The organism is Mesorhizobium sp. M0778 (assembly GCF_040320105.1).
Classification (GTDB): domain Bacteria; phylum Pseudomonadota; class Alphaproteobacteria; order Rhizobiales; family Rhizobiaceae; genus Mesorhizobium.
Map to the genome: position 1 here is coordinate 80,480 of NZ_JAMYPA010000004.1, position 19,748 is coordinate 100,227.

Sequence of the window (19,748 nt, forward strand, 5' to 3'; positions counted from 1 at the left end):
TATTTAAGTGCATGTCCCAACGGAAGGTCCAAGAGCAAAATTCACCAGCCTGGCATTTTTGTCGCAAAATGTGTCATTTAAGCCGATCTGACTACTTTTTAGGCTAATTTGACTAGTTATTAAGCCGATCTGATTGCTTTTGAAGAGGACCCGTCCGCTCGATCCTCGTCGCCAACAACAGGGGTCACCGAGATCCGGTTCCGGAGCGTCAAGGCAATCCCAAGTCGAAATCGAAGCGGCGTGCGACGGCCTGAGGACCGCGTGCACTCCAGGCGACAGCGGCCACGTGGTGCCCGCTTGGGCGGAACTCAATGAGCCTGAGGGGTTCAACCAATTCCAGCGGCGGCGAGAGGATATAGGCTTCGCCGCTCCCGTCCATCCCTATCTCGAGTCCCTCTCCGGAGAGGCCGACGCCGACAGCCTTGAGCGCGGCTTCGCGACAAGTCCAAAGCCGGCAGAACATGAGGCGGCGGGCCTCTGGCGCCAGCGACTCAAGTTGTGCGATCTCGCCAGGCGCGAACAGAGAACGGGCAATGGACATCTCCCCGCTCCTCGAGGCGACGCGTTCGACATCCACGCCGACTTGCCCGGCGGCAGCCACGGCCACAAGGGCAAGCTCCCCCGAATGCGAAAGATTGAAGGAGAGGCGCCCGTCAGCAAGGAACGGCTTTCCCTGCGGGGTCTGCCGCAGATCGAGCTCTCCCGGCGCCCGACCGGTGTAAATGGACAGCACCCCGCGTAAGCCGGCATGAGCTGCCAGATGGCGCCGCTGATCCTGCTCGAAAACAAACCGGCCGCCCCTGGTCAATTCAGCTGGATTGAGCACGGCCAGGTCCGACTGCGAAAGGGGAGCATCGAGGGCGACCCGCCACACATGGACGTCGATCCCGAGAGCCGGCACCACCCGCCCACCACCGTGCGGCAAGACAACTCCGCTCTGCTTCATCTTGCAGTTTTCTCGGCCGGGCGAGGGGTGGGGCTTGGCCTGCTGCAGCAATATGGCATTGACAACCGCTCCCAAGCTTGCCCGTTAACACCATAAACGCACGCGACCCTTATAACACCTCTCGGCACGCTCATCATCAGCCACGCTCTAACGCGCCAGAGTGAACCAGTCCAACGGCCGGAGGGACTTGGCCGTGTTGCGGGTGCGCACCGATGTGAAACAACGAGTCTCAAAGCACCGATCGATGCGAAGCCGGATCATCGCAGTCGGCTGTTATGGCGCAGCACGAGGCCGACCGCGCCGAGCAATGCATCGTTCTCCGTGTGCTTGCCAACGATTATCCGCGTGCGCAGCGCGGGCGCCACATCGCGGGACTTGATGAGCGTGTGGCGTTCATATGACGCGATCAGTGGCGTGAGGAGAATGTCGCCCGCCAAGGCCATGCGGCCGCCGATGATAATGAGCGGCGGATTGAGCACCGAACCGATCAAGCCGAGCCCACGGCCGGCGAACTCGGCGGTGTCCCTCGATCATCCGCAGCGCCCTTACGTCGCCCTGCTCGGCCATCATGATCACGTCGTCCATCGTGACCGGCCGCCGCACGATGCGCGAAATCTGCTCGAGCGGCCGGGCAAAGCTGGCATAGAGCTCCAGGCATCCGCGATTGCCGCACCGGCAAAGGTCACCGCCGGGATCGATGCTGATGTGCCCGAATTCGCCGGCGCCGCCGGCGATGCCGCTCACCAGCCGGCCGTGCTGGACAATGGCCCGCCGACGCCCAGATCGACCTTGAACAGCACGAAGTCGTGGCCGACGGCCGCACCCCACATCAACTCCGCAATGGCCGAGCAGTTGCTCTCATTTTCGGCGAAGATCGGCTGTTCGAGGGTCGGCCCAAACAAGGTCGGAACGATACTCGCGCACAGCACACCGCCGCACCTAAGGCGCTACGCCTTGACCAGCGACATTGGTCGATCCCGTGTCAGTCGATCCGAATGCTTGAGACCCCAGTGCGCAAGCGGAGCAAGAGCGTCGTCCAGCTCCAGACCTAGGTCAGTCAACGAGTATGCGACGCGAGGCGGAACCTCCCCAAAATCGTGTCGGTCAAGGAGTCCGTCCGCCACCATCTCTCGCAAATGCTGGATGAGCATCTTCTCGCTCATGTCGGGAATAAGGCGACGCAACTCGCCAAACCGCCGCGGCTGCTTCCGGCAAAGCCAGAGGATCGTGCCTTTCCACTTGCCGCTGATCACAAGGAATGCCGGCCCCAGGCCGCAGGCTTCAGGTAAGTTCGTTGCCATCACATCGCTCCGATAGGGTACCTACAAAATAGTAGGTACTTGCCAAACCGGCGGTAAGTCAATCACCTTGCGCCTCCCTCGTGGCGTTATCGCGCCGCAGGCAAGCAAAAGGACTTTCCCATGGATATCCCATCCAAGAATTTTTCCGCCGCACCCGATCCACGACGCTGGATTGCATTGGCGGTACTTTGCGTAGCCTTCTTTATGGTTTGCCTTGACGGACAGATCGTCCTCCTCGCCTTACCCTCGATCGAGGCACAACTCGGTTTCACCCCATCCGCGGTGCAGTGGGTGATGAGCGCCTACATGCTGGCTCTGGGCGGGCTTCTTCTTCTCGGGGGTCGAGTATCGGATCTGTTGGGTCGGCGGCGCCTGTTTATGGCGAGCACAGCTGCTTTCCTTGTCGCCTCGCTGGCGTGCGGGCTTTCCGGCAATCCAGGATTTCTCATCGGTGCCCGGGTTGTTCAAGGAATTGCCGCTGCCGTATTGACCCCCAGCGCCCTATCGATCCTCATGACCACCTTCGAGGGAAATGAACGGAATCGAGCCCTGGGGCTATGGTCCGCGATGGGAGCCGGCGGGGCCACCGCCGCGCTGCTGGTGGGTGGACCGCTTGCCGATTGGCTCGGTTGGCGCTGGGTGTTCTTCATTAATGTCCCCATCTGCGCCATGATCCTGGGGCTCAGCCCGTTCACGCTGCGCGAGAGCCGTGCTATCGGCAGCCGCGGTGGCTTCGATCTCGGCGGCGCCGTGACGATTACCGCGGCGCTCGTGGCATTCGTACTGGCGATCACCGAGGTTCCCAGCGTTGGCTGGGCCCATCCGCAAACCCTGGGCCTGTTGGGTGCAACGCTCGGACTGCTCGGCGCATTCGTGTTGATCGAAAGGCGGGTGAATAACCCGCTTGTTCCCCTTGCCATCTTTCGGTCTCGCTCATTTGTCGGCGGGAACCTGACCATGCTCTTCGCCGGGGCGCTCGTATTCGGCATGGCACTTTTGGTGTCGCTTTATGCCCAGAAGGTCCTGGGTTACTCGCCGCTTGTCGTTGGCCTTGGCACGATGATCTATGCAATCCTGTCGATCGTCTCCTCAACACTGACGGGTAAATGGATCGGCCGGGCCGGGGCGCGTGCGATTGCCGTGATCGCCATGCTCTTGATGGGCGCTGGGTGCGCACTCTTCACCTTCATTGTTCCCGAAGGCACCTACCTCGCGCATCTGCTTCCGGGCTTGATCGCCTTCGGGCCTGGTATCGGAATGGCTGCCGTTGCCGGTTCCGTTGCAGCTCTCTCGAAGGTCAAGGAAGCCGACGCAGGCCTCGCGTCCGGGATAAACAGCGCGATGTTCCAGATTGGCGCTGCTCTGGGGGTAGCTATCACCGCCACCGTCGCTGTCTCGATGACGGGGACGTCGGATACCCCCGCAGCACTGACCGCAGGGTATGCGGCGGGCTTTTGGGCCTGTGTGATCATCGCCGCCACCGGTGCAACGCTTGCGCTGCTCCTTCTTTCGCGGGACAGAACGCCGGCCCCTGCGCCGGTGCACGTCGGGGTATGAGGAATTGGGGAGCCGCCGTCGCGGCTCCCCTACCAGATGCGCAAACGCGAGGCGGCACAGCCTGCGACGGGCCATATGGGTTGCATCATACAAGTCAATATGTAGGCTGTGCCGATGCTTAGACGCGTCTACGAAACCAGAACTGCTCAGCAGCGCGCGCCCCGGCCCGATCGAGTTCCGCGACGCCTTGGGCCGACAGCGAATCGAGTTGTAGTTGCCCCGCGTCGACGACGATACGCTGGCTGACGTCGCCGACGTGGTTGCCCAGCCTGGCTCAGCGCGGCCAGAGTTGTGCATTAGATATTTGAGGTCCACATGCCGCTGCTTGGCGGCAACGCATCGAGGAGAGCAAGATGGTTATTCGTCAATGGCGCGCTCGCGCCGCGGCGTCCAATCCGCACGGTTATCCCAACCACTTCAGAACCAGTGTCCTTCCGGCATTGCTCCAGACGGCCGGATTTCTCGGAGCGCAGTTGAGCGTGCGCAAAGTTGATGCCGAAATCGAATTTCAGGTGCAGACCCGGTGGCAATCGATGGAGGCCATCGGCAGATTTGCCGGGTCAGATGTCGAAAAGGCGGTCGTCGAACCGGGCGCTGTCGCCGAGCTGCTCTCCTTCGATCCGCGTGTATGCCACTACGACGTCATTGAGGACGCAGGGAAGTCGTCCGGATCAAGCGGAGCCTGACCGAGTGTTCCAGCCATCATCCCGTGCAAAACTCGAATTCCAGCCGACCGCCGGGAGTGTATCCCGCATCGCCGCGCGAGGAGAGGATGACGAACCGCTTGCCGGCGGGCAGCGAACCCCGAAGCTGGGTTCATTTTGGACGCTGGTGCACCGCCTCCCCGGGAGGCCGAGAATGTCGGCAGCGGCGAGGGATATGGCGCCATCCACGACGGCTTCACCCGCCTTTCCCGCTCTTTCGCCGGATCAGCTCGAAAACACCTGAAATATCCTCATCTCCGAATCCGCCTCCCACCCGTTTGCGGAACAGGTCCAGCATGGGGTCGAGCAGATCGGTGGCGACGCCCTGCTCCCGGGTAGCTGTGAGGATGTTGTCCAGTGAGGCGGCCTGCATCCCGAGGTTCGACACCACATTCACGCCATGCCTGCCGCTGTCGATCTTCTCCGCATATCCCGGCAGCTCGCCCATCATCGCGGTCATCCATGGGCCAAGGAGCTTGAGGAAAGCGCCCGCGCCAATGCCTTCGGAATCTACGAGCGCGGTAGCGTGGAAGAAGCCGGCGAAAAGGCCATACATGCCGCTAAGAAGGGCCAAGTCGTGCAGCGATGCCAGCCCGGCATCCCCGCCGAGATAGTTCGCGGCGCCAAGCGCCTCGAGCGTTCGGGCGTGCGCATCGAAGGCCGCTTTGGAGCCGCTGTAGAGGATAAGCGCATGTTCGCCGCCGATCATCGGAGGCGTCGCCATGATGCCGCCGTCGAGATAGGCGGCGCCCAGCTTGGCAATCCGCTCGGCCGTGGCGCGCGCCTGTGCCGGCGTGCCGTTGGTCAGATTGACCAGCGAACGCCCGGAGAGCGCCGATGCCGCATCATCGATCACCGAATCCGACGCGGCATAGTCCAGCACGCACATCACGGTGACGTCGCTTGCGGCGGTCGCGTCGGCGGCGGACTTCACCTCGCGCGCGCCTTTGGCAAGCAGTGATGCGGCCTTGCCGGGCGTGCGGTTCCAGACCGTGACCGTGTGGCCCTGCGAAAGAAATCGGGCGGTCAGCGCCTGCCCCATAGCCCCGAGGCCGAGGATCGAGATATTGGCCATGTACGTGCGTCCTTCTACGTTCCGAATTGCAGCCCCGCCCCACGGCGGCGGCTACAAAGAGATGCAATATTGGACGCAGAAGCAGTAGTGGGTTATCTGTAGACCTATCATCCACATTTAGGAACGATGAGAGCTCCGGATGCTGAATCTCAACGACCTCCTCGTTTTCGTTCAAGTAGTTGATCATGGCGGCTTCGCTGCGGCGGGGCGTGCCCTGGGCATCCCCAAGTCCACTCTCAGCAAGCGGCTCTCCGAGCTGGAAAAGGCGATCGGCGTGCGTCTGGTCCAGCGGACCTCGCGCAGCTTCACCGTGACCGAGATCGGCCGAGATTTTCATCGTCATGCCGCCGCCATGCTGATCGAAGCGGAGGCGGCCGAGCATGTGATCAAGGGTCGCCTTGCGGAACCGAGCGGAACGGTGCGGATCACGGCATCGCTGCCGATCGCCCAGTTCCGTCTAGCGCCGATCCTTCCGCGTCTCGCGGCGAGCTATCCGAAGGTCCGCATCATGCTCGACGTCTCCGACAGGTTCGTGGACATCGTGCAGGAAGGTTTCGACATCGCCATCCGCAACCACTTCGCCCCGTTGCCGGATACCGAACTCGTGCAACGTCGCATCGATTACGACCCCGCCTGGCTCGTCGCCTCGCTCGACTATATTCGGAAGAACGGCATGCCTTCTCGACCCGAGGAAGCGAACGGGCTCGATGGGGTTATGGCATCGTCGTCGGAGAGGGTCTGGACGCTTCACGATGGGCAAGGCGTCGTTGCGGAGGTCACGCCATCTCCGCGCTATATCGCCAACGAAACCGTCTCCTTGCGGGAAGCCGCAAGGGCCGGGCTCGGCGTGGCTTGCCTGGCAGGTAGCTTCTGTGCGCCGCTGATCGAGTCCGGCGCGCTTGTCCGCATCTTACCGGACTGGACAGCGCGTGGCGTGGCGACGACTCTGCTGATGCCGCATCGTCGCGGGCAGCTTCCCTCCGTTAGGGTCGTTGCCGACCATCTGATCGCTGAACTCTCGCAACGGCCACAAGGTGCAGACCTAATCAATGCAGGCTGATAGTCGTTGGGCGGGCACGTTGGAATCCTGGGCCGATCGCTGGGGTGTCGTGGGCGCCGAAGTGTGATGTCCGCTTACGTGCGACCAGACCCCAAATGTCGCAAAATGAGGGCTGAGCCGTCATCGCCTCAACGGATTCGAACTCAATCAGTCGCCGCCGCTGCTAGGCTGGCGTGCTCTGGCCGGCGCGTGCGCCGTAGGCGGCGGCAAATGGCGGTGTTTGGTGCACCCGAAGGGATTCGAACTCATGACCTCTGCCTTCGGACGGCAAGGTTTACCTGGAACGTAGCCATATCATCGCAGTCGGCTATTGTGGCGCAGCACGAGGCCGACCGCGCCGAGCAATGCATCGTTCTCCGTGTGCTTGCCAACGATTATCCGCGTGCGCAGCGCGGGCGCCACATCGCGGGACTTGATGAGCGTGTGGCGTTCATATGACGCGATCAGTGGCGCCAGGAGAATGTCACCCGCCAAGGCCATGCGGCCGCCGATGATAATGAGCGGCGGATTGAGCACCGAACCGATCAAGCCGAGCCCACGGCCGGCGAACTCGGCGGTGTCCTCGATCATCCGCAGCGCCCTTACGTCGCCCTGCTCGGCCATCATGATCACGTCGTCCATCGTGACCGGCCGCCGCACGATGCGCGAAATCTGCTCGAGCGGCCGGGCAAAGCTGGCATAGAGCTCCAGGCATCCGCGATTGCCGCACCGGCAAAGGTCACCGCCGGGATCGATGCTGATATGCCCGAATTCGCCGGCGCCGCCGGCGATGCCGCTCACCAGCCGGCCATGCTGGACAATGGCCCCGCCGACCCCCAGATCGACCTTGAACAGCACGAAATCGTCCTGGCCTACGGCAGCCCCCCACATCAGCTCCGCAATGGCCGAGCAGTTGCTCTCATTGTCGGCGAAGATCGGCTGTTCGAGGACCGGCCCGAACACATCGCGGATGTTGACCCCGGCCCAGGTCGGAACGATACTCGCGCGCAGCACCACTCCTTCGCGGCTGACTGGGCCCGAGACGGAGACCCCAACCCCCAGGAGCCCCGCCATCGGCAGACCGTTCTCTTCGTAGCATCGGGCAATTACTGACTTGGCGAGCTGGGCCGCCTGTTGCGGCTGGTAGTCCAGACCCATGGGGATAGTTTGTTCGGCAACGAAAGAATGCGAGACGTCGGCGACGACGCAGCGCATCTCGTCGAGGCCCAGATGGATGCCGACGCAGGTGCCCGCAGCGGGATTGAGCGTCAATGTCGTGGCAGGCCTGCCGATACCCCTGGCCGCGTCATGATGGACCGAGGATTCGATCACCATCCCCGACTTTCTCAAGCCATTGAGCGCGGTTGAAACCGTCGACCGCGCCAAACCGGTAATGCGGGTAATTTGCGACGCAGAAAGCACGCCGCGCTCGCGCAGGCATCGGACGATCAGGCTCTCCGGCGACGCGGACGGCCTGTCGATCAGCCAATTTCTAAGCGAAGGTTTGTTCATGATGAGCACAAAGCACGTTGACTGATAGCCCAAATATGTCATCTTGGAAAGAACGGAGATTACTGCATCTCACCGGCCACGACCTCAAATCGCGGGCCACAAGCGGTCGATACGAACCGTGCATCACATATGGGAGTGAAACGATGAAATATCTGAGGACGGCCTTTGCAGCCGCTACCGCCTTCACCTTGGTTACCGGAACAGCGCTCGCGGAGCCTAAGACTAACCTCTTGCATCAATGGGCAACCGGTTCGGACGCCCAGGCTATCGCCAAGCTCGGCGAGATGTTTACCGCCAAGGGTGGCACCTGGCAGCAGACCTCCATCGCAGGCCATACGGCCAACACATTGGCCAAACTGCGTGCCGATGTGATCGCCGGCAACGCACCTCCCGCTGTGCAGCTCAAAGGCCCCGAGATCGCCGAATGGAACGAGACGGGCATGACAGCCAATCTCGACGACCTGGCGAAGGCGGAAAATTGGGAGAAGGTCGTCGCTCCCGAATTGCTGCCGGTGATGAAGCCGACGGGGAATTGGGTGGCGGCGCCGATGAACATCCACCGCATCAACTGGCTGTGGGCATCGCCGAAGGTCATGAAGGATGCGGGCGTCACCGAGATGCCGAAGACATGGGCGGAGTTCAACGCCGCCTGCGACAAGATCGTGGCCAGCGGCAAGATCTGCATTTCGCACTCGACCGCCGACTGGACCGACTCGACGGTTTTCGAAGTGGTCGTGTACGGTCAGGATCTCGATCTCTACAAGAAAGCTTTCGTCGAGGGCGACGTCGATGCCATGCGCAGCGACGGCATGGTCAAGGCCTTCGAGCAGTTCCGCACCATGACCTCGAAGTACATGGACCCCGGCATGAACGGGCGCGACTGGGATACCATGTCGCACCTGGTCGGCCGTGGCGAGGCCGCCTTCCACATCATGGGCGACTGGACGCTCGGCCTGCTAACGGCCGGCGGCTTCAAGGAGGGCACCGACTATGTCTGCGCCCAGGCGCCGACCGATTGGGGCAAGCCGGGCTTCATCCTGAATTCGGACTCGGTCGTGTTCTTCAAGCAGAAGGATCCGGACTACATCGAAGGACAGAAGCTGCTTGCCAGCACTATCCTGTCGCCCGAGTTCCAGACCATTTTCAATCAGACCAAAGGCTCCATCCCGGCCCGCCTCGACGTCGATCTTTCGAACGGCTTCAATCCCTGCCAGCAACTCTCGCAAAAGGATCTGCAAGCCTCGATCGCCGCCGGCACGCTCGTGCGTTCGATGGCGCACAACATGACGGTGCCGCAAAAAGTCCGCGGCGCAATCATGGATACAATCACCGAGTTTGTAGCAACGCCGGATATGAGTGCGCAGGACGCGGCCAATGCGATGGCGGATGCGGCCGAAGCGCAGAAGTGAAGCTGCCGATGATGGCCGGGGGCGAAGCGCCCGGCCTGACTTCGCCGGAGCAGCCCGATGTCCACCCATGACCTGATTGTGCCAGGAGCAGCCGCTACGACCCGGCCATGGCGCGAGCGCCTCGGCACGATGGTGCCCATTCTGGTGCTGGCGCCGTCGATAGCGGCGAGCTTCGTCTATGTTTTCGTCTTCACGCTCTGGACGCTCTACATCTCGCTGTCCAATTCGTCACTGTTGCCGACCTATGGGTTCGTCGGCCTGGACAATTACGCTTCACTCTGGGCAAACCGGCGCTGGAACATCGCCTATACGAATCTCTTCCTGTTCAGCGGCTTCTATATCGTTGGCTCGATGGCGGTTGGCCTGCTGCTCGCGATCGCCATCGACCAACGCGTCCGCGGCGAGGCGGTTTGGCGCACTATCTTCCTCTATCCGTTGGCGGTGTCCTTCATCGTCACCGGTACGGTGTGGAGCTGGCTCTATAACCCTGTCGACGGTATCCAGGCCTTCGTTCGCGGGCTTGGCTGGACCGACTTCAGCTTCGCCCTGACGGCCAACCGCAACACGGCGATCTATGCGGTGATCATAACCGGTATCTGGCAGTCGTCCGGCTTCGCGATGGCACTTTTCCTGGCCGGTCTGCGGTCGGTCGATCCGGATCTCGTCAAAGCCGCGCAAATCGACGGCGCGTCGGTTTTCCGGACCTATCGCAGGGTCATCCTGCCCACCATCGCTCCGATATTCCTGGCGGTGGCGGTCATTCAGATACAATTCGCCATCAAGACCTTCGACCTGGTGGCGGCGTTGACGCGGGGTGGGCCAGGCGTGTCCACCACCTTCCCCGCCATCTATGTCTACGACCTGATGTTCCAGCGCGGGCAAATCGGCGAGGGTGCCGCCGCGGCGATGATGATGCTCGCGGCAGTCGCGGTGGTGCTGGTGCCGTACTCGTTGTGGATCGTCTGGCGCCGGCGGGCGGAGGGCCGCAATGGCTGAAATTGCCCCCAATGCCAGCTTTGACCCGGCCCGCCCCAATCCGACCGGCTTTGATCCGGAAGCTGCCGCAGCCACGCGCCGGCATTTCTGGAGCCGCTTCCTTGTTTATGCCGTGCTGGCGCTTTTCGCGATGGTCTATCTCGTGCCGTTGCTGGTGGTGATCTTCAACTCATTGCGCGAGCAGTCGGAGATTGCCCGCAACGGCCTCATCTCCGTACCTCGCAGCTTCCGGTTCGATGCGTGGGCGCAGGCCTGGGGATCCTACTGTGTCAGCGGTACCTGCGAGGGCATGAAGCGCAATTTCTTCAACTCGCTGGCGATGACGATCCCCGCCACAATCATCTCGACCATTCTCGGCGCCATGAACGGCTACATCCTCTCCAAATGGCGCTTCAGGGGTTCCGAACTGATCTTCAATCTGATGCTGCTCGGCGTATTCATGCCCGGCCAGATTTCGCTGATGCCGTGGGCGTTCCTGCTCGGCAAGCTCGGCCTGACCAATTCCACATATGGGCTGGTGTTGATCCACGTCGTCCAGGGCATCTCGTTCACCACCCTGTTCTGCCGCAATTTCTACGTCAGCATACCGGACGACCTTATCAAGGCGGCGCGCATTGACGGCGCCGGCTTCTGGCGAATCTTCCGCAAGATCATCCTGCCCCTGTCGCCGCCCATTCTGATTGTCACCGTCATCTGGCAGTTCACCGGCATCTGGAACGAGTATCTGTTCGGCGTCGTCTTCACGTCGGGCCAGCAGCAGCCGATTACGGCGGCGTTGGTCGCGCTCACGGCCGGCGGCACGACCGCACGTGCTTACGATGTGATGAGCGCAGCCGTGCTGATCGGCGCGTTGCCACCGCTGCTGATCTATCTGTTCGGTGGCAAATACTTCGTGCGCGGCCTCACGCAGGGCGCCATCAAATGAGGCGTCGCCCATGTCCGCGTTGATGATCCGCAACCTTCACAAGAGCTACGGCTCGCTCGAGATACTTTCCGGCATCAATCTCGAGGCTAAGACCGGAGAATTCGTCGCGCTTGTCGGTCCGTCGGGTTGCGGCAAGTCAACCTTGCTCGCCATGATTGCCGGCCTGGAAACCGTCACGTCGGGAGAGATTTGGATCGGCGACCGGCTGGTGAACTCGGTGCAACCCAAGGACCGCGACATTGCGATGGTGTTCCAGTCATACGCCCTCTATCCCACGATGACGGTGCGCCAGAACATCACCTTCGGCATGGAAAGCCGCGGCGTGCCCAAAGCGGTGCAAGCGGAAGCTGTCCAGCGCGTTGCCGCACTCCTGCAGATCGAACAGCTGCTTAAACGCAAGCCTGGCCAGCTCTCGGGCGGCCAGCGGCAGCGCGTTGCGATGGGGCGTGCCCTCGTCCGCGACCCGAAGCTGTTTTTGTTCGACGAGCCCCTGTCCAATCTCGACGCCAAGCTGCGCGTCGACATGCGTACCGAAATCAAGAAGCTCCACCATCGCGTCGGCAAGACCACGGTGTATGTCACCCACGATCAGGTCGAGGCGATGACGCTTGCATCCCGCATTGCGGTGATGAACCAGGGCTCGGTACAGCAGTTCGACACGCCGAAGCGGATCTACGACCGGCCGACAAACATGTTCGTTGCCGGTTTCATGGGATCGCCGGCGATGAATTTCATCCCGGCGCGGCTTACCGGCTCGACCAGCATCTCGGTACGCGCCGCTGACGGCAGCGACGCCAGCCTTGCCCTTGCTGCGCCGATGCCCGCCGGTGCGCCAAAGGACGTCGTGCTCGGTATCCGGCCGGAACACATCTACCGTTTCACGACCGACCTGAAGTCGCGCAAACCTGCTGTGGCGTCCATGCAGGCGCCGGTCGAGCTGGTCGAGCCGACCGGGGCCGAGACGCTTGCCGTGCTCAGGCTGGGTGACCTGGAGATCACCGGCCGCTTCGAGCCGGACGACGCTCCCGTCATGGGCGAGACGATAACGCTGGGCATCGATATGTCGCGCGCCTGCCTGTTCGATCCAACAACCAAGGCGCTTCTGTAATTTGATGTCCGTACAATTCGCAACCTATCCGAGCTTGGCCGATCGGGTCGTGCTGATCTCCGGCGGCGCCTCCGGCATCGGCGCCGATATGGTCTGCGCCTTCGCCTCGAATGGCGCCCGGGTAGCCTTTCTCGATGTGCAGGACGAACCAGCGGAGGCGTTGCTGCGCGAGCTCGGCGGTACCGCCGGGCGGGCTCCCTTATATCTCCATTGCGACGTGACCGACGTCGATGCGTTAAAGGCGTCGGTAGAAGGCGTGCGCGCGCGGCTTGGTCCGGTCGCCGTCCTGGTGAATAACGCTGCCAATGATCAGCGCCATCCCATCGACGCAGTGACGGCCGAATATTGGGACCGCAGCTTCGACATCAATCTCCGGCATCACTTCTTCGCCGCTCAAGCTGTGCATCCGCATATGCAGGAACTCGGCTTCGGCTCGATCATAAACTTCTCCTCCATTGCCTGGCGTTTCGGAGCGGACCAGATGGTGGCCTACGCCACCGCCAAAGGGGCTGTGGTGGCGCTGACGCGTGCGTTGGCGCGGTCGTTCGGACCCGACAACATCCGCGTCAATGCAGTCGAACCCGGCGCCGTCATGACCGAGCGGCAGCGCGAGCTGTGGTTCAAGACGCAGGAGGCAGTCGACCAGACGGTGCAGCGGCAATTGATCCGTCGCGTCCTCCTGGGCGAGGAGATTGCACGGACCGTGCTCTTCCTGGCAGCGGATGACAGCCGCATGATCACGAAGCAGTCCATCACCGTCGATGCCGGCCTGCGCTAGTGACCCCTCTCCGCCCTCCATTGGAACCGCCAAGCTGATGCTTCGTCTCGGCCTCAACCCCTACGGACTGACCTACTATCTCGGACTGCAGGGCCGTGGCACGCCGCGGCACAATCCGGACGGCGTGGGACTGGAAGGCTTCATCGCGCTGGCGCAGGAACTGGGCGCACGCACGCTCGAGATCTACGAACCCTGGTTGACCGACTTGCCGGATGCCGAAATCGTCGCGCTGCGCAAGCGTATGAGTGCGCTCGATATTGTCCCCGTGGTGAGCGGCGGGCTGCTGGTGGCAGGTCCGCTGGACAACGCATTTCGGGCTGCGCGCCTGCTCGAGGCGACGACGATCCGTATCGCACTGACGCCTGTCCTGTGCGGCGACCGCAACGCCTGGGGCCGGAAATGGAGTGAGTTCAATACGACGATCCGCGCTGCGTTGACAGATTGGGGACCGCGTGCGGCGGCCGAGGGCCGGGTACTCGGCATCGAGAACCATCAGGACTTCGGCAGCGACGAACTGGTCGCGTTCTGCGAGCTCGGCGGACCGGGCGTCGGCATCACCTACGACACCGGCAACACTTTTCCTGTCGGCGAGGCGCCGCTTGCCTTCACGCAGCGGATCGCACCCTATGTCCGCCACGTTCACCTCAAGGACTATCGCGTGCAGTTCACGGATGAGGGCTACCGTCTGGTCCGCTGCGCGATCGGCGACGGCGCCGTGCCTTTTGGCGAACTGGCAGCCATCCTTGGCGAGCACCACGACACGCTGACGGCGGTGCTCGAACCGGGCGCGCTGGAGGCCCGTCACGTTCGCTGTCTCACGGACGACTGGTGGAACGGATATGCGCCGAAGACCGCACGCGAGTTCGCGGCCTGCCTGAGTGCTGCGCGCGCGAACCGTCTTGCGGACGACGCCGACTACCGCACGCCATGGGAGCGCGACGATGACGGCGCGCTCGTTTCGTATGAGCTCGACATGATCCGCCGCAGCGCCGCCAATATGAAGAAGTTCGGTTTCATTGCAATGGAGAGATCAGCATGACCACCCGAGACCTCAGCGGCCTGACCGCCTTCGTCACCGGCTCGGGACGCGGCCTCGGCCGCGTGATGGCCGACCGCTTGGCCGAACTTGGCGCAAACGTCGCGGTCCACGACCTCGATTGGGCCCGGCCATCTCAATATGGTGAATTCGCGGACCTCGGCGACTCTGCCCGGGGCTTGGAGAAGCATGGGACACGGGTGACCGCGGTCACCGGCAATATAGGCGACAAGCAAGCTGTCGCCGAAATGAAGAGGAAGATCGAGGCGGACCTCGGCGACGTGCACATTCTGGTCAACTGCGCCGGCGGCGACATCGGCGCCAAGGGCGTAAAGCCCAGTCCCAACAACGCACTCGACATCGACTACGACGACATCAAGGTTCTAACCGAGAACAATCTCATCGGCACGATGTTGGTTTGCCAGGCGTTCGTTCCGCCGATGGTCAAGCGGGGCTCGGGCTCGGTGATCAACATCGCCTCGGCGGCAGCGCATATCGGCTGCTCACCCGAGGTGGTCTACTCAACGCTTAAGGCGGCCGTCGTCCATTATACGCGCTGCCTCGCCAAGGAATTGATCGACGATGGCGTACGCGTCAATGCGGTAAGCCCTGGCGCCACCAAGACGGCACGGTTCCAGGCGAGTCGCGTGGTCGATCCGCAGCGCATGGATTCGAGCAAGAAATCGCTGAACCGGTATGCGGAGCCTGAAGAGATCGCCGAAGCGGTGGCCTTCCTCGCCGGTCCGCGCGCGCGCTTCATCAACGGGCAGGTAATCCGTGTCGATGGCGGTTTCACAATCTTTCCAGGTTAAGCCGCAACCATTGCCGGTTTCGGATGAGTATTTGATCGTGCCGTGACCCGATAAAACTGTTATCGTGCCCTCGCGTCGGGGGCGAAACCATGCAGATCGAGGGGATGGGTTCGGGCAGCATCGGCCGCTGTTTGGCGGTTGTCCGTTGGCAGAGGCGTTACGCTGATGGCGCCAGTGCCGCCTCACAGCGCTGCAACGGCGCTAGCCTCCGGATCCGCGGCAAATGACGGATAATGCCAACGTCCTTGATGCAGTAGTAGTCGGGGCCGGCTGGGCCGGTCTGGGCGTCAGCTATTCGCTGGCTCGGCAAGGCTTGCGCCATGCCGTATTGGAGCGCGGCCGCATCGGAGAGACCTGGCGCACCCAGCGGTGGGATTCCTTCCGGATGAATACGCCCAACGTGCAGACCGTCATGCCCGGCGACTGCTATGACGGTTCGGATCCGTTCGGTGCCCTGACGCGCAACCAGTTCGTCGCCCTGCTTGAGGATTTCGCCAGGCGAAACGAATTGCCGGTCGAACCGGACACTGTGGTGACCGAGCTCGCCGGCGGGCACGAGAATGGCGGCTATCGGCTGATCACCTCGCGCGGAACACTTTTGGCACGCAACGTGGTGATCGCCAGCGGCAACTTGAATTGTCCGGTGCGCCCAGTTTGGGCCGCTGCGTTGCCGCCGGGCCTGCGCCAGATCGATGCTTCTGATTATCGCAGCGCCGCTGATCTCCCGGCTGGAGCGGTGCTGGTGGTCGGAAGCGGCCAGTCCGGTGCCCAGATCGCGGAAGAACTGGCGGAAGCAGGCCGAACAGTCTTCCTTGCCACCAGCCGGGTCGGGCGGCTCTCGCGGCACTACCGAGGTCGCGACATCATGCTCTGGCTCGTCGAAAGCGGATTTCTCGACGTGCGTCGAGACGAGATCATTCGACTTGCGGGGCGCATTCCACCTCGTGGTCTGCTTGGGGTAGAACACACGATAAGCCTGCAAGGGCTCGGCGCCCAAGGTGTCGTGCTGCTGGGGCGGTTCGCAGGCGTCGAAGATGACGGCCGTCTGTCATTCGCCGACGATCTCGAAGAGCATGTTCGTTTTGCGGATGAGGCCTCCGCCAACGTCAAACGCTATATCGACGAATACATCAGCCGCTCCGGAATCGATGCCCCCGTTTCGGAACCCGACCCAGCGGAGACTGTCGCAGCGCAGCTGCCGAATCCGGCTGTCCGTTCTCTTGATGCTGCCGAGTCCGGCATCACGACCGTGGTGTGGTGCACCGGATTCAAGGGCGATTTCAGTTGGGTGAGGCTTTCCGGTCTGCTCGACCCGGAAGGACAGCCTGTTCACGAGGATGGCGTGGCCGCCCTGCCAGGCATCTACTTCGCCGGGTTGGATTTCGCCTCCACGCGCAAATCAGGCATAATATTGGCGATTGCCGAGGAGGCCCATCGCCTTGCGGAACACATCGTGCGGCGTTCGTGACGACCTGGACACCGTCGGCAGGTTTCTAAACCCCCAAGCGGTGAACGGAAGCCGTCACGCCGCCTATCACAGCTTCCTGCAAGCACGCGGCCTTCCGCTGCGAGATGACCTTGTGATCGGCGGTGCAGAGGCGCGCAAGGCTGCGTTTGCCAATGTCACGGCGCTGGCCGCCCGCATGGACCGGCCGACCGCGCTTTTCGTCGAATCCGATCTTGCCGCCGTGACCGCCCTGCACGCATTCGAGGAGGCCGGGCTCTCCGTGCCGGGCGACATAGCGGTCATCGGGTGTGGCAATATCGACGAGGGCGAATTCAGTCATACGGCATTGACGACGATCGGTCCTGAAACGGCCCACTACGACCATTTTGCCGATCATCTGATCTCATTGATTTCGGCAACACCGGGCGCAATACCTACCCTTTTCAGCGTTTCGTGGCAGTTGGTCCGTCGCACGTCCGCATGAGCAGGATCGCCGCTATTTGACGCCTACGCTTTCAGGCCAGAGCGCCTGGATTTCCTTTGGCAGCGCATCTCGCACCTTTGCCGACTGGCCAAGGTCGATATGCCGTGCAAGCACGCGAAATACCGAGCGTACTGCATCCTCGGGATCGACAGGACGGGTCGATTTCAATTCATCGGCGATGTGTTGCAGGAACTCCTCGAGCGAGCGTGTCTTGTCGGGCATGTCGGCGGGCCGATAGCGATCATAGTAGGCGCCGCGCACGAGCAGCGGCAGTTCGGCTCCCAATTTGGCCGCCAGTCCGATCTGTAGCCTGTCCCGCAGGGTTCGCAGAACGGCGCCCAATGTGTGCCAGGCGACGTGGCGATCTGGACCAAGATCCGCCATGATCTCGTCGAGCCAGATGTTTGTTAGTTGCAGCGTTTTGTCAAAAACGTCCAAGCCGGTTGTGCTCATCGTCGCCTCCTCGAAAGGTTCTGCGGGCGAAACGGCGACCGGAGACAATTGTTTCGTGGTCCTGTGAAAATAGCCTGGCAAAGCGATGGAAGCCGGTTTAGGTCGGAGAGCCTCTTTGCGTCAGGTCTGCTCTTGGCGCTTCGGCTTCGCTGCCGACGAGCTTCGCCAGCTTCGGTGAGCGCCGTCTCGAGGCGCGCAGCTCTTCGAACGTCAACGGCGCGCGCAACCTTCCCATGGTCGTATCCGGCCATCTGCGTTCCGATCATGAAAGCCGTCTCTGCTGATCCGAAATGCGTCTTTGTCCCCCTAACTGGGCTTGCGCTCATCGGTTCCGAACGCCTCGCCGTCTAGGCCGGCAATGAGACCAGTCCTCACGTTGCCCGAACCGGATATCTCTTGCCGGACATCTCTTGACTGAATGAGCGGCCCGCGCCGACAATGGCATTGGGAAGATGGCGGGATGTCGTCCACGGTGTTCGGCACCACTTGCCGATCAAGCTGCGAAAGGCCTGTCATGGATTGGAAGCTGGAACTGGTCCCGGTCCCCGTATCGGATGTCGATAGAGCAATCGCCTTTTATGTCGGCAAGGTCGGCTTTCATCTCGATCACGACCACACCGTAAGCGACGAGATACGTTTCGTGCAATTGACGCCGCCCGGTTCGGCCTGTTCGATTGCCATGGGCAAGGGCCTCGTCGACAGCCCCCCGGGATCCATAAGAGGCCTGCAACTGGTCGTGCCCGATATTGATGAGGCACACCGGCACCTGGCAGCTCAAGGTATCGTGGTCAGCGATATCAAGGATTTTCCCTGGGGCAGATTTGTCTTCTTTGAGGATCCCGACGGCAACACCTGGTCTGTCCAGCAACTTCCACCTCGCAGCTGAGGCGGCGCGCTACGGCAGGGTCGCGCCCCGACGCAGATAGCGCGGGATGCACGCTTCAACTCGAACGCATCCCGGCCTAACGCCTCTTCTCGTCGAAGGCGGCGTTCCAATTGTGATAAGGCGCGCGAAAGGTGGGGATGCGGTTCTCGACATCGGCAAGCTCTTCGAACGGCTTGTGCGGTTCCGCCTGATACCAGAAAGCGACCGACGAGATGTCGTCAGAGCGGCGATTGGCGTGACCGTGCTCGATGGTCACCCGGATGCGTTTGTGAAAGATGACCGGGTCTTCTATGTGCCAGCGATAGAGCGTAACCGGCTCGGTCCAGTTCGGCCCGCCGGCGGCGATGATGCCGTGATAGGACGCACTGTAGTCCTGTGTCGGGCACCATGCCGTATTGAAATAATCTTCCGTGCCGGTGCCGTGCAGCGTCGGCGGCCATGCGTCGTTGGCGCCGGGGCTGGTCTCGCCACGATCGCCGACCAGTTCGGCCTTCGGGCCGATACGCGGATCGGGCTTGCGCACCGCATCCGGCACGGAAATGCCCGGCTCGCCATCGACGAAGATCATGTCGTCGCCCTCGCCATACCAGTCCCATAGAGGGGAACGGCGCCGCGAATAGACCGAATAGAGCAGGCCGACATAGTGGCCGTGACCCTCCGCCTCCAGGATGGTGTAGTTGCCGTTCCCGTCGGTATTTTCCCCGCCAAACAGGACCTGCTCGTTGGCCAGCCCCGTCTCGTCGATGCCATCGGGTCGCTGCTGCCTGTATTGGGCGTGGAAGCGGCCCAGGCCTTCCTCGAGTTCCTCATGCAGTTCGAGATCGACATAGTAATAGAAAAGCAGGTCGTCCTCAGCTTCATTGGTGACGGTGAAGCGCATATGGCTGGCAAACGGCATCGGAAAATAGCAGTTGAAGGCCTTGCCATCCTCTGGACTTGCCTGCACCGGCAGGCTGGCAAAATTGCGGGTGCGGGCATGGCCCATGCCGAAGAAATCGCCGATCGGTGTTTCGATGCTCGGATGTTCTTCACCATCCCAATAGGCGCGCAATACGATCTTGCGCAGGAAGTCCTCGCTCTTGCAGGCGAGCGTCGCCCAGATATGCGTGATGATGCCGGCACCATAATGCTCGGCAATCACCAGCGTCTGGCCAGGTTCAATATGCAGCCGGTCGTCATTGCCGCCGGTGCGGTCGTAGCTTGAGAACCGGCGGGTTTTGGCATCGCGCAATTTGGCGAGCCCGCGAAGCGGCGACAGGCCGGCATTATCCATGTGGTTC

General features: G+C 62.1%; 22 protein-coding genes. 13 read left to right on the forward strand and 9 right to left on the reverse strand.

What is annotated here, in order from left to right:
* Positions 1–208: 208 nt before the first annotated feature.
* The 5 genes from NKI22_RS07805 to NKI22_RS07825 form a co-directional block, all read right to left on the reverse strand.
* Positions 209–946, reverse strand: coding sequence for a 4'-phosphopantetheinyl transferase family protein (locus tag NKI22_RS07805; RefSeq protein ID WP_352642734.1), 738 nt, complete (start codon positions 944–946; stop codon positions 209–211).
* Positions 947–1,203: 257 nt separating this feature from the next.
* Positions 1,204–1,437 carry a hypothetical protein gene (locus tag NKI22_RS07810; protein ID WP_352642732.1) on the reverse strand — a complete coding sequence of 78 codons (234 nt, stop codon included), beginning with the start codon at positions 1,435–1,437 and terminating at the stop codon, positions 1,204–1,206.
* The gene (locus tag NKI22_RS07815) at positions 1,340–1,690 is read right to left on the reverse strand and encodes an ROK family protein (RefSeq protein ID WP_352715395.1); all 351 of its coding nucleotides are present in this window, start codon (positions 1,688–1,690) and stop codon (positions 1,340–1,342) included. Before NKI22_RS07815 ends, NKI22_RS07810 begins: the two co-directional genes overlap by 98 nt.
* Positions 1,687–1,848: a hypothetical protein gene (locus NKI22_RS07820; RefSeq protein WP_352958345.1), complete on the reverse strand. Its 162-nt coding sequence runs from the start codon at positions 1,846–1,848 to the stop codon at positions 1,687–1,689. Before NKI22_RS07820 ends, NKI22_RS07815 begins: the two co-directional genes overlap by 4 nt.
* A 45-nt stretch (positions 1,849–1,893) precedes the next feature.
* The gene (locus NKI22_RS07825; protein WP_023720297.1) at positions 1,894–2,247 is read right to left on the reverse strand and encodes a winged helix-turn-helix transcriptional regulator; all 354 of its coding nucleotides are present in this window, start codon (positions 2,245–2,247) and stop codon (positions 1,894–1,896) included.
* A gap of 120 nt (positions 2,248–2,367) precedes the next feature.
* Here NKI22_RS07825 and NKI22_RS07830 point away from each other — a divergent pair, with 120 nt between their 5' ends.
* Positions 2,368–3,804, forward strand: a complete 1,437-nt coding sequence (locus NKI22_RS07830; protein WP_352494764.1) for an MFS transporter — start codon at positions 2,368–2,370, stop codon at positions 3,802–3,804.
* 353 nt (positions 3,805–4,157) lie between these two features.
* A complete protein-coding gene (locus NKI22_RS07835; protein WP_352482021.1) occupies positions 4,158–4,490 on the forward strand; it encodes an antibiotic biosynthesis monooxygenase family protein in 333 nt (110 codons plus the stop codon).
* Between the two features lie 214 nt (positions 4,491–4,704).
* On the opposite strand, the gene NKI22_RS07840 is transcribed toward NKI22_RS07835, so the two are convergent.
* The gene (locus NKI22_RS07840) at positions 4,705–5,583 is read right to left on the reverse strand and encodes an NAD(P)-dependent oxidoreductase (RefSeq protein WP_352642728.1); all 879 of its coding nucleotides are present in this window, start codon (positions 5,581–5,583) and stop codon (positions 4,705–4,707) included.
* Between the two features lie 139 nt (positions 5,584–5,722).
* Here NKI22_RS07840 and NKI22_RS07845 point away from each other — a divergent pair, with 139 nt between their 5' ends.
* Positions 5,723–6,643, forward strand: a complete 921-nt coding sequence (locus tag NKI22_RS07845; protein ID WP_352715384.1) for a LysR substrate-binding domain-containing protein — start codon at positions 5,723–5,725, stop codon at positions 6,641–6,643.
* Positions 6,644–6,937: 294 nt separating this feature from the next.
* Here NKI22_RS07845 and NKI22_RS07850 read toward each other — a convergent pair whose 3' ends face one another.
* Positions 6,938–8,134 carry an ROK family transcriptional regulator gene (locus NKI22_RS07850; protein ID WP_352851009.1) on the reverse strand — a complete coding sequence of 399 codons (1,197 nt, stop codon included), beginning with the start codon at positions 8,132–8,134 and terminating at the stop codon, positions 6,938–6,940.
* Positions 8,135–8,277: 143 nt separating this feature from the next.
* Here NKI22_RS07850 and NKI22_RS07855 point away from each other — a divergent pair, with 143 nt between their 5' ends.
* The 9 genes from NKI22_RS07855 (at position 8,278) to NKI22_RS07895 (ending at position 17,129) form a co-directional block, all read left to right on the forward strand.
* Positions 8,278–9,543, forward strand: coding sequence for an ABC transporter substrate-binding protein (locus NKI22_RS07855; protein WP_352640243.1), 1,266 nt, complete (start codon positions 8,278–8,280; stop codon positions 9,541–9,543).
* 57 nt (positions 9,544–9,600) lie between these two features.
* On the forward strand, positions 9,601–10,539 hold the full coding sequence (locus NKI22_RS07860) for a carbohydrate ABC transporter permease (RefSeq protein ID WP_352515695.1): 939 nt from the start codon (positions 9,601–9,603) through the stop codon (positions 10,537–10,539).
* Positions 10,532–11,464, forward strand: coding sequence for a carbohydrate ABC transporter permease (locus NKI22_RS07865; protein ID WP_023720289.1), 933 nt, complete (start codon positions 10,532–10,534; stop codon positions 11,462–11,464). Before NKI22_RS07860 ends, NKI22_RS07865 begins: the two co-directional genes overlap by 8 nt.
* A gap of 10 nt (positions 11,465–11,474) precedes the next feature.
* Positions 11,475–12,572 carry an ABC transporter ATP-binding protein gene (locus NKI22_RS07870; protein WP_023720288.1) on the forward strand — a complete coding sequence of 366 codons (1,098 nt, stop codon included), beginning with the start codon at positions 11,475–11,477 and terminating at the stop codon, positions 12,570–12,572.
* A 4-nt stretch (positions 12,573–12,576) separates the two neighbouring features.
* Positions 12,577–13,350: an SDR family NAD(P)-dependent oxidoreductase gene (locus NKI22_RS07875; protein ID WP_352494758.1), complete on the forward strand. Its 774-nt coding sequence runs from the start codon at positions 12,577–12,579 to the stop codon at positions 13,348–13,350.
* A gap of 37 nt (positions 13,351–13,387) precedes the next feature.
* A complete protein-coding gene (locus NKI22_RS07880) occupies positions 13,388–14,389 on the forward strand; it encodes a sugar phosphate isomerase/epimerase family protein (protein WP_352640242.1) in 1,002 nt (333 codons plus the stop codon).
* The gene (locus tag NKI22_RS07885) at positions 14,386–15,198 is read left to right on the forward strand and encodes an SDR family NAD(P)-dependent oxidoreductase (RefSeq protein WP_023720285.1); all 813 of its coding nucleotides are present in this window, start codon (positions 14,386–14,388) and stop codon (positions 15,196–15,198) included. Before NKI22_RS07880 ends, NKI22_RS07885 begins: the two co-directional genes overlap by 4 nt.
* 223 nt (positions 15,199–15,421) lie before the next feature.
* Positions 15,422–16,666, forward strand: a complete 1,245-nt coding sequence (locus NKI22_RS07890) for a flavin-containing monooxygenase (protein WP_352482017.1) — start codon at positions 15,422–15,424, stop codon at positions 16,664–16,666.
* Positions 16,638–17,129 (forward strand): substrate-binding domain-containing protein, encoded by a 492-nt coding sequence (locus NKI22_RS07895; RefSeq protein WP_198030514.1) that lies wholly within the window; start codon positions 16,638–16,640, stop codon positions 17,127–17,129. The genes NKI22_RS07890 and NKI22_RS07895 overlap by 29 nt, the downstream gene beginning before the upstream one ends.
* A 12-nt stretch (positions 17,130–17,141) precedes the next feature.
* Here the strand turns inward: NKI22_RS07895 and NKI22_RS07900 are convergent, their stop codons facing one another.
* Positions 17,142–17,582 carry a DUF2267 domain-containing protein gene (locus NKI22_RS07900; protein ID WP_023720283.1) on the reverse strand — a complete coding sequence of 147 codons (441 nt, stop codon included), beginning with the start codon at positions 17,580–17,582 and terminating at the stop codon, positions 17,142–17,144.
* A 514-nt stretch (positions 17,583–18,096) separates the two neighbouring features.
* Between NKI22_RS07900 and NKI22_RS07905 the strand changes: the two genes are divergently transcribed.
* Entirely contained in the window at positions 18,097–18,468 is a 372-nt protein-coding gene (locus tag NKI22_RS07905; RefSeq protein WP_352494756.1) for a VOC family protein, read from the forward strand.
* 76 nt (positions 18,469–18,544) lie between these two features.
* Here NKI22_RS07905 and NKI22_RS07910 read toward each other — a convergent pair whose 3' ends face one another.
* On the reverse strand, positions 18,545–19,741 hold the full coding sequence (locus NKI22_RS07910) for a glycoside hydrolase family 172 protein (RefSeq protein ID WP_023720279.1): 1,197 nt from the start codon (positions 19,739–19,741) through the stop codon (positions 18,545–18,547).
* Positions 19,742–19,748: the final 7 nt, after the last annotated feature.